The sequence below is a fragment of the Nocardioides aquiterrae genome (assembly GCF_039526625.1).
GTDB lineage: Bacteria > Actinomycetota > Actinomycetes > Propionibacteriales > Nocardioidaceae > Nocardioides > Nocardioides aquiterrae.
Genome location: NZ_BAAAJE010000030.1, coordinates 148905 through 161883, shown reverse-complemented (window position 1 = coordinate 161883; position 12979 = coordinate 148905). Strand labels below are relative to the sequence as shown.

Below are 12979 nucleotides of genomic sequence, written 5' to 3'. Positions count from 1 at the left end.
GTCATCGCCCCTCGTGGACGCGGTCGGCGTGCAGACCCACGGCGGGTCCGCCCGGTGCCTCGACGGGGCTCCCGTCGTCGTCGATCGCGGGCCGGTCGATGTTTCCCCGGGTCTCGGGGCTGATGCCGACGGCGACGAGGAACACGACGACCGAGCAGACGAGGAAGATGCTCAGGCGGCCCGGTACGTCGGCGATGCCGGGGCTGAGCAGGTTCACGAACGTCGGGGTGAGCCCGCCGAGCATGAACCCGGTGTTCCAGGACACCGCGGTTCCGCGGGAACGCAGCGCGGTCGGGTACCGCTCGTTGAGGAAGATCAGCACCGGTGCGTACGCCGCGTTGGCGAGGAAGGCGAGCAGGCAGGCGAGCAGCACGATGGTGCCGGTGTCGCCCGGGTCCCTCCTGGCCAGGGCCAGCGTGATCAGCGGCAGGGCGACGAGGTTGACCGCCCCGATGCCGAGCATCGTCTTGCGGCGGCCGACCCGCTCGCTCAGCTCCCCCGCGGCGGTGGCGGCGACGACCACGATCAGGCTGGCGACCAGGAGCACGCTCCCCCGGCTGCTGGCGGACATGCCGACGACCGAGTCGAGCAGGGTGGGGAGGAAGCCCGAGGTCAGGTAGTACTGGGCGCCGGCACCGGCGGCGACGGCGATGTTGATGAAGAGGATGGTCCGGTACCGGCCGGTCGCCAGGTCGCGGAACCGCATCCGCTTCGCCGGCGCACGCACCGGCGCGGCGGCCGCCTTCGCCTGCTCCGCGGTCCACAGCGGCGACTCCTCGACCTTGGCCAGCACGAAGAGGCTGAGCGCGCCGCCGAGCAGGCCGGTGAAGAACATGACCCGCCAGCCGATCTCGTCGAACCGGTCGCCGGGGAAGAAGAGGGTGACCACGATGAAGGCCACGCTGGCCATCGCCGCGCCGAGGCCGGCGCCGCCACCGCCGATGAGACCGCTCATCAGGCCGCGCCACCGGGGCCCGACGCTCTCGGTGCCGAGGGTGTGGGTCGTGGCGGTGACGCCGCCGACGAACAGGCCCTGGACCACCCGCAGCGCGATGAAGATGACGGGTGCCGCCACGCCGATGGTCGCGTACGTCGGCACCAGGCCCATGGCGGCCGTCGAGAGGCCCACGCCGGCCAGCACGGTGACCATGATCGCCTTGCGGCCCTTGCGGTCGGCGAGCTCGCCGAAGATGGCCGCACCTGCGGGCCGCATGAGCACGCTGACCGCGAAGGAGGCGAACACCGCCGCGAGGCTGAGCGTCTCGCTGTGCGCCGGGAAGATCTGGCGGCCCACCGGGCCTGCGACGTACAGGAGCAGGAAGAGGTCGAAGAGGTCGAAGGCCCATCCCGCGACGGACGCGAACGCCGCTGCGAGCGGCGCGCGCGACGGCGCGGACGCCACCGACCCGGACGGCAGTTGGTGCTGAGCCATGCTCTGTGATCCCTTCGGGAGTCGGTCCACGCAGGCGTAACGCTCCGCTTCGGACCGTCTGATTCGGATCGCTGCACCGTACCGTCCGACTCGGACTGTGTCAACGCTCACAGTCGCGCGAGGCCGGACAGCACACCGCCCGCCCGGGTCCTGGTGGACCCGAGCGGGCGGGAACGACTGCGCCTCGCGCTACGCCGCGCTCAGCCGACCGACCCCACCCGGTCAGGGCTCCGGACGGACCGGGCTCCCTCGACGCGGCGTCGCGACGCCAGGAGCCCTCCGCCACCCGCGAGGATGAGGATTCCGGCCGGGACCAGGAGCTGGGCCACCAGCCAGGTCGTGGGCTTGGACTCGGTCGGGATCGCGTCCGCCTGCTGGAAGGTGTCGACGTTGTTCTCGATCTTGGTCACCAAGGTGTCGAAGCGGGCGAGGATGTCGGGCATCTTCTGCAGGCCGGCACCGACGGCGGGGAACTGCTCCCCCAGGCTCGTCGCGAGCTGGTCGGGAGTCACGCCGAGCATCGTCGCCAGGCCGGCCAACGCCTCCGCGTTGAGCTGGTCGTCCATCTTCTGGATCGTGGTGAGGTAGTCACGCGTCTGCTGGGCGCCCGCGTCGGTGAACACCGGGCGGAACGCACCCGTCATGTCGTCGACCGCCTGGGCCTTCTGGGGAACCGAGAGCACGAAGGTGACCGCGACGACGGCCACGCCGAGTGCCACGACCCCGATCAGCAACCGCCTGCCGGCGGACGTGCGGAGCAGGGACAAGCCCAGGCCCACGGCCACGATGCCGAGCGCCACGAACAGCCAGTGGACGGTCTTCGCCGGCAGGAAGCCGGTCGGGATCGCGTCGGCGTCGTGGAAGTTGCCCTGCTGCTGGTTCAGCTGGTCCACCATGCCGTTGAAGTACGGCAGGCTCTCGGGCAGCTGCTGCATCCCCGCGCCGACGTCCGGATACTGCTTGCCGAGCGTGCCGACGAACTCGTCGGGAGTCATCCCCAGCTGCTGGGCCAGTGCGGGAACGGCCTCCTTCTGGAACTGGGCGGCGAAGGCGTTGACGGTGTCGATGTCGGCATTGGTCTGCTTCAGGCCGGCGTCGGAGAAGACCGGGCGGAAGTCGCCGGTCATGTCGTCGACAGCAGCGGTCTTGCCGCTGTACCCGAGAGCGAACGTGCTCACCAGCCAGAACGCCCCCACGAGGAGGACGAGGCCTGCCGCGATGCGTCGGATCATGTTCGAGCTCCTCATGGTGGAAGGCGGTGGAAGAGGGAGAGCCAGGAAGGGCACGGTGCGCCCGCTCGGCCGGAGCCGCTCGGCCCAGCCCCTCAGCGAGAGTGGTGCATCCCACGGCGCCCTGGCGCCGACGTTCCCGACTGCGGAACACGAGATCCGCGCACCCTCCGCGAGCACCGCAACCGGCGGAGGCTCGTTCCGGGCTCAGCCCCCCGCGACCCTGGGTCCGACGGGCACTCCGGCCGGAGGGCGGCTGACGAGCAGCAGGATCAGGTCTGCGACGGCCGTCGCACCGTCGAGCTCGACTGCCGTGTGGCAGCTGGACCCGATGCCGTGGAGCCGGGTCACGGCGGTCTGGCCCGCGATGCCGGTGGCCACGTAGCTCCTCCGGTTCTGCCACCTCAGGGTGAACGCCAGGCGCCCTTCGCCGACCTCGTCGGTCAGGGTGATCTGCTCGCCGACCGCTTTCAGGACGGCGTTCGCCTGGCTCACCAGCTGTCCGGCCCGGGCCCGGATCGTGACCTGCTCGTGGACCGCCACGCCGACGCTCTTCGGCGCACTGGGCCGCACGGCGGGCCTGGTCACCGCCCTTCCCAGGCTGATGGTCTCGGCCACCTGGTGCATGAACGGAGTCATCGAGTACCAACCTTCTCTCCGGCTGTCGGACGAGTCGGACCGAACGCCGACAGCCATGCGGCCCATGCTGGCTCCGGGTCGGCGTCGCGGCCGGATGTGTTCCGCCATACCGAACGCCGTAGGCGCACCCGGCCCGGGAGGAGCACCCTGATGTGGTGACCGTCACCTTCTGCACCCGCCGCGGGCGCACGCGCGACCGGACGGGCGGCCGCGTGGGTGTGCTGTCTCCTGCCACGAGGCGGCCCGGGCGGACGTGACCCGATGACAGAGCAGATCTCTCGCAGCCCCGAGCGGCTCTCCAGCGTCGCCATGGCCGCCCGGATCCTCCGCGAGTTCGGCAAGCACAGCACCCAGCTGGGCGTCAGTCAGCTCGCCCGGCGGGTCGGCGTGGGCAAGAGCACTGCGCACCGCATCATCTGGACTCTCGTCCAGGAAGGCCTGCTCGAGAAGGTCGAGGAGACAGGACTGTTCCGGCTGACCACGACGATGCGCTCCCTCGGCGCCAGCGCCGAGACGGCCCAGCGGCTGCACGAGGCGGCGACCATCCCGCTCGACCAGCTCCGCCAGAAGACCGCCGGCACCCTGCACGTCGCGATCCTGGACGGAACCGATGTGCTGTACGTCGAGCGGCGTGAGGGGCCGGGCGCGTTCTCCGTCTTCCGGGCGGTCGGCAGTCGCAACTCGGCGCACGTGACCTCGAGCGGCAAGGTGCTCCTCGCCTTCCTTCCGCTCGAGAGCCAGCGGCGCCTGGTCCAGACCATGCGCCTGTCTCCCAAGACGTCTCGTTCCATCACCTCCAGGACGGAGTTCCTGGCCGAGCTGGCCCGGGTCCGCTGCCAGGGCTACGCCGAGAACCGCGGCGAGTCGCAGCCCGGCGTCTGCTCGATCGCCGCACCGATCCGCGATCCCCTCAACCAGGTGGTCGCGTCGGTGTCGGTGGCGGAGTCCGTCGAGGACGTCGACCGCGGCCTGCGCCACCTGATCGGGCCCCTCGTCGAGACCGCCGCCCGCATCTCCTCCGGCCTGGGCTGGAACCAGTGACCGGTGTCTGCCTGCGCGGACCGGGGGTCCGGCGCAGGCAGACAGTCACTCGACGACCGACACCAGGGCGATGAACCGCAGGGCCGTCGCGGTGTGCGTCAGCAGGCCCTTCACCACGAGCCGGTGCCTGGCGATCTCCCCGAGCACGTGCAGGCCCCGCTTGGTGAAGAAGCCGGCGGGGAGCAGGCCCGCCCCCATCATCTTCAGCTGGGACACGTCGGTGATCTGGTCCACGCTGGCCATCACCGTCACGCTCGGGCGACCGACGATGCCGTTGTGGACGGTCGCCCCGTCCGTGCCGAAGACGATCGTGGCCGAGGTGTCCGTGTCCGTGCTGTAGACCGCGACCGGCCGGCGCACGCGGCGCGCGATGGCGATGCGGTCGGGGTACTGCTCCAGGTTCTGCCCCAGCAGCATGGCGAGGATGCTCGCCAGGCCGTTCGCCTCGTCGCCCTCGCTCAGCTCGAAGGGGTAGCCCTGCGTGCTCACGCCTGCCACGTCGGACCTAGACATCCCAGTCGGTGGGCACCATGCCCCAGGAACTCAGGAAGTTGTTGAAGGCGCCGGCGTTCTCGATCGCCGCCGACATCGGCCCCTTCTTGAACTTGATCTTGCCGGCCAGCAGCAGCTTGCCGCCCTCGCTCGCGCCCGAGGCCGCGGCCTGCCACGTCGCGAGCCCGGCGTCGATGATCAGCCACAGGTCGGACTCGTCGTACTGGGGCCCCGACCACTCGGCCACCTTTCCTTCCTTCCACTCCATGTGCGTGACCAGGCCACGCTCGGCGCAGGTGAAGGCCATGCGGTGCGAGAAGGTGGAGGCGTCCTTGAACCCCTGGATGGTCGCCTCGTGCGAGTTCACCACCGGTATCGCCGCCTCACACCACTCAGGGGAGAAGAACTTGAACTCTTCGGCCACAACTAGCTCCTTGTCGATCGGTCGCGGGCAGGATCGGGATCCGGCCCCTGACTGGGTGACTCCTGGACGCGTTCAGCGTGGCGCAGTTCCCTCGTGGGGAACGGCGTCGTTCCCGACAGCGGAACGGCGGAACGGCGCACCCGATCGCGGACCGGCCGACCTCACCCGAAGCTGTCGTAGTGGATCCGGTCGAGCTGGACGCCGGACTCCTTCAGCAGGGCGAGGACGGCATCGGTCATCACCGGCGGCCCGGCCAGGTAGAAGGTGGCAGACGTCAGGTCCGGCAGCGCAGGGGCCAGGGCATCGGTGACGAATCCCCGAGCTCCGTCCCACCCCGGCCCGGGCCGCACCAGGGCACCCGTCACCCGGCCGTCGTGGAGCTCGCCGGCCAGCCCGACCAGGTCCGCCCAGCAGACCAGCTCGTCGCGGGTGTTGGCGCCGAAGAAGACGTGCGTGGGCCGGGGGTCGGACGTCGCCACCAGGCCGCGGAGCATCCCCAGGATCGGCGCGACACCGGTGCCCCCGGCCACCAGGCAGAGCGGCCGCTCGGACCCGCGCACCCACATCTCGCCGTACGGCACCTCGATGGAGATCTCGGCACCCTTGCCGAGCGAGAAGAGTCGCTCGCTCCCGGGTCGCCCGTCGTAGCGCTTCGCGATGAAGTCCACGTCTGCCGAACCGGACAGGTTCGCCATCGAGTAGCACCGGCGCAGGCCGGCACCGAGGTCGAGGATCGCGTGCTGCCCCTCGCGGTAGCCGATCGCACGGTCGAGCCGGAACCGGAACCGCCGGATGTCCGGTCCCAGATCCTCCTCCTCGACGAGGACCGCCGCGCACGAGTCGGTGTCGAACTCCGGTCGTGGCTCACCGCTCACCCACGACGGCTTGATCACGAGATCGGTCGTCGCGCTGCTCTGGCACACGAGGATGCGTCCGCGCCGCGCATCCCGCGGGCTCGCCGACGGGGCGTCGTCGAACAGCGCGCTGACGGCACCTTCGAGCAGGACCACCTTGCAGGTGCCGCAGCTTCCCCAGCCGCACTCGAAGGGAAGCCACACCCCCGCCCGCTGGGCCGCCCGGAGGATCCGCTCCCCCTCGAGCGCCGGGAACCACGTGTCGGAGTCAGCGATGCGGACCTCGTGCACGTCCCCGGCGGCCACGGTCAGACACCACAGCCGCTGCGCAGCTCGGCGTGCTGACGCTCCACCTCCGCCACCACGTCGTCAGCGGCCATCGGCACCGGCGCGGTCTCGAACAAGGGAGCCAGCGCCACCACCGCAGCGTGTGCCTTCGGCTCCCACACGTCGAGCCAGCCCCCGAGCACCTTGCTCAGGCCGGGGTCTCGTTCGAGGGCGTACGTGGTCAGTGCCTGCGTCCAGTCCCGGCTGCGTCGGCTGTCGTGCTGGAACTCGGTGAACATCTGGCCGAGCAGGTGGTCGTCGTTGCCGGCCGCCAGGGTGGCGAACTGCCAGTTGACCAGGGTGTCCAGCGCCGGCTTCACGGCCAGGTTCAAGGCCGTGAACGCCTCGCCCCAGTCGTAGGCGATGAGCATCTCCTCGAGCACCTTCCGCAGGGGCTGCCAGGCCGGGCCGCTCTCGAAGGGCTCCCGAGCCGTGGCGGTCTCCGCCAGCCGGTCGCCGTGTGCGTTGCCCAGGACCTTGGTCCAGTAGGCGATCCGCTGGATCCGGCGAAGCTCGTCGGCGGCCTGGAAGTTCGCACAGTTGGTGATGTAGGAGGACGGCGCCATCTGGCCGACGTACAACCCCGTCATCTGCAGGATGTGGAGCGGGAACCGCAGCGGCACGTACAGCTCGGCGAGCGTCGACACCCAGCCCTCGTCGAGCTTCTCGGCGGCGCTGGAGTCCTCGAACTGGTCGATCAGCCCGTCGACGTAGGTCTCGTGGACCTTCTGGAGGGAGACGTACTCCTTGTACGTGAGCTTGTGCGGGTCCCGGAACTGCTCCCAGTCGTCGACCTGGAACGGCGATCCCTCGCGGTGCGTCAGGTACCAACGGTTGAGCGGCGCATCGGGATCCAGCTCGAAGGGCACCGGGTCGCGGCGGAAGTGGTAGTGGAACTTGCCGGTGACCACCTCGTAGGGGCTCGGCCGCCTCTTGACGTCCCCGAACAGACTCCAGGTCTTCGGGGCCTTGCGCAGATTGGTCGCCACTGTCATCCCTCTCGGTCCAGGTGCCAGACGATCTCGTCGTCGCCGACGATGATCCGTCCGGAGAAGCCGGCCAGGTTCGGTTCGATGTCGGACAGCCGGAAGGGACGGCCGAGCTCGTCCTCGAGCGTCGTCCGGGTGAGCCGGCAGCGACGCTCGGCGCTGATCCGGATGTAGCCACCCTGGTCGTCCACGACGACCTCGGTGTCCGGGTTGTCGATCTCGATGGCGTTGATCATCGCGTCGCAGAAGTCCCCGTCCACGCCCCGCAGGATCGGGCCCACCATCTTCTTACGTTCTTCGGTACTGTCACTGACGCTTGCCATCAAGCACTCCTCATCCGGGAAAGCGGTTGTAGCGGCGCTGCCCGTCTCGCGGGACCCCCACCTGGATCTTCTTCTCGTCGGTCACCCTGACCGGATACTCGAACAAGCTGCAGCCGCTCGGGTTGAGGCCCTGACCGGTCCGCAGGTCGAACTCCCAGTTGTGCCCCTTGCACAGCAGGACCGAGGTGTCGGCGTCCCAATCGCCGTCCGCCAACGCGATCTCCTGATGGGGGCAGATCCCCTGATAGGCCTTCAGCTCGCCCCCTTCGAGGTGGGCGATCATCACCTCTTCACCGTCGACGTCGAAGTCGAGGAGGTCGCCCTCCCACACCTCGGACGCGTCCACGACGTCGACCCAGTCCAGCTCCGAACCCATGCGTGCTCAGGCCTCGTAGAAGGCGTAGACGACGTCCATGGCGCCGATGCCGGCACTCTCCACGGTCGCGTCGGCCGGCATCGTCACGCCCTGGAACCGCACGCCCAGGGGCTTGTCCTGCGGGGCCACCCGGCGGTTCACGGAGTGGTGGGCGATCTTCTTGCCCACCTCCTCCATGGTGTCGTCGGTGAGGACCGGCACCATGTTGAGGACGAAGTCACCGTCCACACACGCCTGGATCGCGATCAACTCCATCGGTGGATCTCCATTCTGTAGGCCATGACGAGCGGTCCGCCCGTCACGACGCCTCGACGACGGCCGGATCGCGCTCCTCGAAGGCCCAGGCGTAGTCCGTGGCGTCCTGCCCGGCCTCCTCCAGGCTCACGCCCATGTACTCGAGGACACCGGCGAGGTGCGTGGTCGTGATCGTCCCGCCTTCGAAGTCCGGCCGCAGGCTCGGCGCGATCTGCCCGGCCAGGAACCGGTCGACGATGCTCTGGTGACCCTGGAACCGGGCCGGGTTCTGCTCGAAGATCCACTGGCACGGCTCGGAGCAGAACGTGTAGCGACGACCCCGGTAGTCGAGGATGTGCGGGTCGGGGCTGTCGAGGAAGCCGGCGTTGTAGCCGGCCGGGGTGCACACCGGGATGTGGCACATGTTGCACACGATCGGGAGCGTCTCGGGCAGCGTGTTCTCGGTCGCGTCGGCCCGCACGTTCGCGGTGATGACGTCCCAGTACTTCCCGAAGCTGTCGTTCCAGCCGGGGTACTTCGCCTCCAGCCAGTCCCGCTCTCGGGGCGACACGCCCGCGTCGGGGTTCCACCACACCGTGGGGCGCCAGAACCAGACCCCGAGGTGGTAGGCGTGGTGCAGCCACTGCTGCTCCTTCTGGTACTGGTCGTCCCAGTACCAGGGCTTCTCCAGACCGAGGTCCCGGAACTGGTCGAGGAACTGCTTGTTGATCAGCTCGTCCATGAACTCCCCGAAGGAGTGCCGACGGTGCTCCAGCGGCGTGTAGTAGTCCATCGACAGCCCGGTGAGCAGCGAGAAGACCTTCCACGAGCGCCAGAACATGTGGTCGATGAGCTTCTGGGCGACGTCGGCCTTGCCGTTCTCCACCAGGATCTTCATCGTCGGCTCACCCTGCTGCGAGTGCCGGGCCTCGTCGGTCTGGATGGAGGAGATCAGCGCGCTGAACTCCAGGTCCCCCACCCCCATGGCGTCCGCGGCCATGCCGAGGAACTGCAGGTTGGTGAACCCGGTCTCGAAGGTGAAGGTGAGCTGGATCGCGGTCGAGACGGCGTCGTTCGCGGCGAACATGTCGTCGAACAGGGACCGAGCCGCGATCGCTCCCCACTCGTTGGTGTGGAACGCCTTGTGGGCCCAGTCCATCCGCGGCTCCTTGTCGAGCAGCGTGTACGGGAAGTAGGACTGGATCTGACCGTGCCGGGTCTCGTCGAGGGTGCCGTACATCGCCATGTTGCGCCAGGCGGCGGCCCGGCCGAACCGGCCCATCCGAGCCTCGCCGATGCCCGCGACGTACTCCGGGATGGCGATGGCGCCGTAGTGGGCGATGATCGCCGACTTCCAGCCGGGGTCCAGCTGCTCGAAGAGCTTGGACCGGTTCACCACGGCGTTGATGGAGTAGACGCTCGCGTCCTTGCCGGCCTGGTTGTGGACGTACTCCGGATAGGTGATCTTGTACGGCTCGTCCCACGTCCACCACTCCTCGGTGGGGAAGCCGTAGCCGTGGGACAGATCGTCCGGCCACACCTGGTCCTCCGTGACGTAGGACAGCGTCCAGTTCATGTCCCGGGTCAGGTCGTACCACTCTGAACGAGCGAGGCGAGGCATGGGCTTCTCCCTTTCTTCCCCGAGGCGTGTCCCTACGCCGTTGGAGGGTGAGAACCCCTGGGCAGCGGCCGGTCAGAACGCGAGATGGATGACGTGCTTGGTGGGCGTGAATCTGCCGAACTCCACGCGACCTGTCCCGCCCTGTTCCGCATGGGGGAACGAATTCCCCTCGGCCGGGCGATCGGCGGGGCCGAAATGCGGAAGCGGCCCCTGTCAGCGCTTGCGCTGACAGGGGCCGCTTGCCACCTGGTACCCCGTACGGGATTCGAACCCGTGCTTCCGGCGTGAGAGGCCAGCGTCCTGGGCCGCTAGACGAACGGGGCATGCATCTTCGGTTGTGTTGCTCCTGTGCTCCGCGAGCAACCTGCGGAACTCTATCGAAGCTCCTCGCTCGCACAAAATCGCCGCCCTGGAGCGGCGATCTCGCTGGGATACTAGGACTCGAACCTAGACTAACTGAACCAGAATCAGTCGTGCTGCCAATTACACCATATCCCATTGACTTGATAGTCAATGGCCCTCTCGCCGAGGCGAGCGGGCACGGTGGAGAACATTACACGCGAGGTCTCGGAGCGACCAAAACGCCCGGCTCCGTAGGGGTTTCGGTGGTCGTCCGCAGCCCGATCCGGCGCGCGACCCACAGCACCAGGCCGAGGTAGACCAGCGACTGGGTCAGGGTCACGGGGATCGTCCACCAGCTCCCGCCGACCGGGTTCAGCGTCGACGCCATGTCGCCGAACGCGAGCGCCAGGCCGAACGCCAGCCAGTTGTTGAGCACGTGCATCGCGATGCCGGCCTCGAGCCCTCCGGTGAGGACGACGAGCAGGCCGGCCACGATCCCGAACGCGAACCGGTCGAAGAACACCGGCGGGCTCTGGGCGCCGTGCGCGAGGGCGAACAGCAGCGCCGGGAGCAGGACCGCCGCCACGGGCCGGCCGAACCACGAGCCGAACAGGTTGCCGAACGCCTGGGTCAGGTAGCCGCGGAAGGCGTACTCCTCCCCCGCGGCCTGGAGCGGCGTCAGGAGCACGACGACCAGGAGGAAGTCGCGGGTGGTCGTCGTGAAGTCGTTGAGGTGTCCGCTGACCTCGGGGCTCTCCGCGGTCGACGGCACCAGCGCCGAGACCACGAGCGTGGCGAACAGCGCCACGAACGACAGGCCGAAGCAGACCAGCACCCACCGCCACCGGATCCGCGGCCGCACCGACGCCAGCCAGCCCGGCCGGAGCCCGTGCAGCACCCGGCTGATCGCCCAGGTCACCGGGATCGCGCAGGCCAGGGAGACGTTGAGGTAGGCGAGCGCGAGCGGGGTCGGGTCGTCCAGCTCCAGCAGCCGGCCGAGCTCGGCGCCGACGTCCCTGCCGGCCACCGCGAACCCGATCGCGAACGGGATCTGCACCAGCACGGGCACGACCACGACGAAGCAGGCGATCAGGACGAGCACGCCCACGACCGGTCGCCAGGCGCCCGGCCGTCCACCGCGCTGGATGAACGGGTACGACAGGCCCTCCCCCTGCCCGGCAGCCATGGTCAGGCCAGCGCGCGCTGGAGCCGGCCGAGGCTGCGCTCGCGGCCCAGCAGCTCCATCGACTCGAAGAGAGGCGGGGAGACGCGGCGGCCGGTGACGGCGACGCGGACGGGGCCGAAGGCGTTGCGCGGCTTGAGGCCCATCTCCTCGACGAGCTTCGCCTGCAGGGCCTCCTGGATGGCCGCGGTCGACCACTCGGGCAGGTCCGCCAGCGCGTCGTATGCGGCCTGGACGACGCGCTTGCCGTCGTCGTCCAGCAGCTTCTCGGCGTCGGTCGGGTCGACGGCGAAGTCGGCCTCGTCGACGAACAGGAAGCGGAGCATGTCGACGGCCTCGGTGAGCTTGTTGATCCGCTCGGCGACGAGCGGCATCGCCTGCTCGAGCAGCTGCGCGTCCGCGTCGCCGACCGGGTCGGAGACGACGCCCGCGTGCTTGAGGAACGGCAGCACCCGGTCGGTCATGTCCTCGATCGAGAGCATCCGCATGTGCGCGGAGTTGATCGCCTCGGCCTTCTTCAGGTCGAAGCGGGCCGGGTTGGGGTTCACGTCGGCGATGTCGAACGCCTCGACCATCTCGTCCATCGTGAACACGTCGCGGTCGGCGGCGATCGCCCAGCCGAGCAGCGCCAGGTAGTTCAGCAGGCCCTCGGGGAGGAACCCGTCGTCCCGGTAGGCGAACAGGTGCGCCTGCGGGTCGCGCTTGGACAGCTTCTTGTTGCCCTCGCCCATGACGAACGGCAGGTGGCCGAACCTCGGGACCACCGTGGAGATCCCGAGGTCCACCAGCGCCTGGTGGAGCGGGATCTGCCGCGGCGTGCTGGACAGCAGGTCCTCGCCGCGCAGCACGTGGGTGATGTCCATGAGCGCGTCGTCGACGGGGTTGACCAGCGTGTACAGCGGGTCGCCGTTGGCGCGGCACAGCGCGAAGTCCGGCACGTGCTCGGTCTCGAAGGTGATGTCGCCGCGCACCAGGTCGTCCCAGGTGATCGAGCCCTCCGGCATCCGGAACCGGACGACCGGCTTGCGGCCCTCCGCCTCGAACACCGCCCGCTGCGCGTCGGAGAGCTCGCGGCAGAAGCCGTCGTACCCCATCGTCTTGGACCCCGCCTCGAGCCGGCGGGCGGCCACCTCGTCGGTGGTGCAGAAGCAGTCGTACGTGTACGACGACGCGGCGAGCTTCGCGAGCACGTCCCGGTAGATGTCGCCGCGCTCGGACTGCCGGTACGGCCCGTGCGGTCCGCCGACCTCCGGGCCCTCGTCCCAGTCGAGGCCGAGCCAGCGCATCGCGCCGACCATCGCCTCGTACGACTCCTCGGTGGAGCGCTCCTTGTCGGTGTCCTCGATCCGGAACACCAGGGTCCCGCCGTGGTGCCGCGCGAACGCCCAGTTGTAGAGCGCCGTGCGGGCGAAGCCGACGTGCGGCGAGCCGGTCGGGGACGGGCAGAAGCGGACGCGGACGGTCACCGGGGGT

The 12979-nt window shown here is 69.4% G+C and carries 14 protein-coding genes and 2 tRNA genes; 1 reads left to right on the top strand and 15 read right to left on the bottom strand.

Annotated elements, in window-relative coordinates; all coding sequences use genetic code 11:
- Position 1: 1 nt before the first annotated feature.
- The 3 genes from ABD086_RS23140 to ABD086_RS23130 all read right to left on the bottom strand — a co-directional run bounded on the left by ABD086_RS23140 (position 2) and on the right by ABD086_RS23130 (position 3300).
- Complete coding sequence (locus ABD086_RS23140) at positions 2–1432, bottom strand: MFS transporter (protein ID WP_343910632.1); 1431 nt, start codon at positions 1430–1432, stop codon at positions 2–4.
- A 200-nt stretch (positions 1433–1632) separates the two neighbouring features.
- Positions 1633–2664 (bottom strand): hypothetical protein, encoded by a 1032-nt coding sequence (locus tag ABD086_RS23135; RefSeq protein WP_343910630.1) that lies wholly within the window; start codon positions 2662–2664, stop codon positions 1633–1635.
- Positions 2665–2868: 204 nt separating this feature from the next.
- Positions 2869–3300 carry a hypothetical protein gene (locus tag ABD086_RS23130; protein WP_343910628.1) on the bottom strand — a complete coding sequence of 144 codons (432 nt, stop codon included), beginning with the start codon at positions 3298–3300 and terminating at the stop codon, positions 2869–2871.
- A gap of 261 nt (positions 3301–3561) precedes the next feature.
- On the opposite strand from ABD086_RS23130, the gene ABD086_RS23125 reads away from it, so the two are divergent.
- Entirely contained in the window at positions 3562–4341 is a 780-nt protein-coding gene (locus ABD086_RS23125; protein WP_343910626.1) for an IclR family transcriptional regulator, read from the top strand.
- Between the two features lie 45 nt (positions 4342–4386).
- Here ABD086_RS23125 and ABD086_RS23120 read toward each other — a convergent pair whose 3' ends face one another.
- The 12 genes from ABD086_RS23120 to gltX all read right to left on the bottom strand — a co-directional run bounded on the left by ABD086_RS23120 (position 4387) and on the right by gltX (position 12972).
- On the bottom strand, positions 4387–4830 hold the full coding sequence (locus tag ABD086_RS23120) for a hypothetical protein (RefSeq protein ID WP_343910624.1): 444 nt from the start codon (positions 4828–4830) through the stop codon (positions 4387–4389).
- Positions 4831–4846: 16 nt separating this feature from the next.
- Positions 4847–5257, bottom strand: a complete 411-nt coding sequence (locus ABD086_RS23115; RefSeq protein WP_343910622.1) for a hypothetical protein — start codon at positions 5255–5257, stop codon at positions 4847–4849.
- Positions 5258–5418: 161 nt separating this feature from the next.
- On the bottom strand, positions 5419–6417 hold the full coding sequence (locus ABD086_RS23110; protein WP_343910620.1) for a 2Fe-2S iron-sulfur cluster-binding protein: 999 nt from the start codon (positions 6415–6417) through the stop codon (positions 5419–5421).
- A 2-nt stretch (positions 6418–6419) separates the two neighbouring features.
- On the bottom strand, positions 6420–7427 hold the full coding sequence (locus ABD086_RS23105) for an aromatic/alkene monooxygenase hydroxylase subunit beta (RefSeq protein ID WP_343910618.1): 1008 nt from the start codon (positions 7425–7427) through the stop codon (positions 6420–6422).
- Positions 7428–7429: 2 nt separating this feature from the next.
- Positions 7430–7711, bottom strand: a complete 282-nt coding sequence (locus tag ABD086_RS23100) for an MmoB/DmpM family protein (RefSeq protein WP_343910616.1) — start codon at positions 7709–7711, stop codon at positions 7430–7432.
- A 49-nt stretch (positions 7712–7760) separates the two neighbouring features.
- Positions 7761–8126 (bottom strand): Rieske 2Fe-2S domain-containing protein, encoded by a 366-nt coding sequence (locus ABD086_RS23095; RefSeq protein ID WP_343910614.1) that lies wholly within the window; start codon positions 8124–8126, stop codon positions 7761–7763.
- Between the two features lie 6 nt (positions 8127–8132).
- On the bottom strand, positions 8133–8381 hold the full coding sequence (locus ABD086_RS23090; protein WP_343910612.1) for a toluene-4-monooxygenase system B family protein: 249 nt from the start codon (positions 8379–8381) through the stop codon (positions 8133–8135).
- A gap of 43 nt (positions 8382–8424) precedes the next feature.
- A complete protein-coding gene (locus tag ABD086_RS23085; RefSeq protein WP_343910610.1) occupies positions 8425–9981 on the bottom strand; it encodes a YHS domain-containing protein in 1557 nt (518 codons plus the stop codon).
- A 247-nt stretch (positions 9982–10228) separates the two neighbouring features.
- Positions 10229–10304: transfer RNA gene (locus ABD086_RS23080), tRNA-Glu, on the bottom strand.
- Positions 10305–10407: 103 nt separating this feature from the next.
- Positions 10408–10479, bottom strand: a tRNA-Gln gene (locus ABD086_RS23075).
- A 55-nt stretch (positions 10480–10534) separates the two neighbouring features.
- Complete coding sequence (locus tag ABD086_RS23070; protein ID WP_343910608.1) at positions 10535–11509, bottom strand: CPBP family intramembrane glutamic endopeptidase; 975 nt, start codon at positions 11507–11509, stop codon at positions 10535–10537.
- Positions 11510–11511: 2 nt separating this feature from the next.
- Positions 11512–12972: a glutamate--tRNA ligase gene (gene gltX, locus ABD086_RS23065; RefSeq protein WP_343910606.1), complete on the bottom strand. Its 1461-nt coding sequence runs from the start codon at positions 12970–12972 to the stop codon at positions 11512–11514.
- Positions 12973–12979 lie beyond the last annotated feature (7 nt).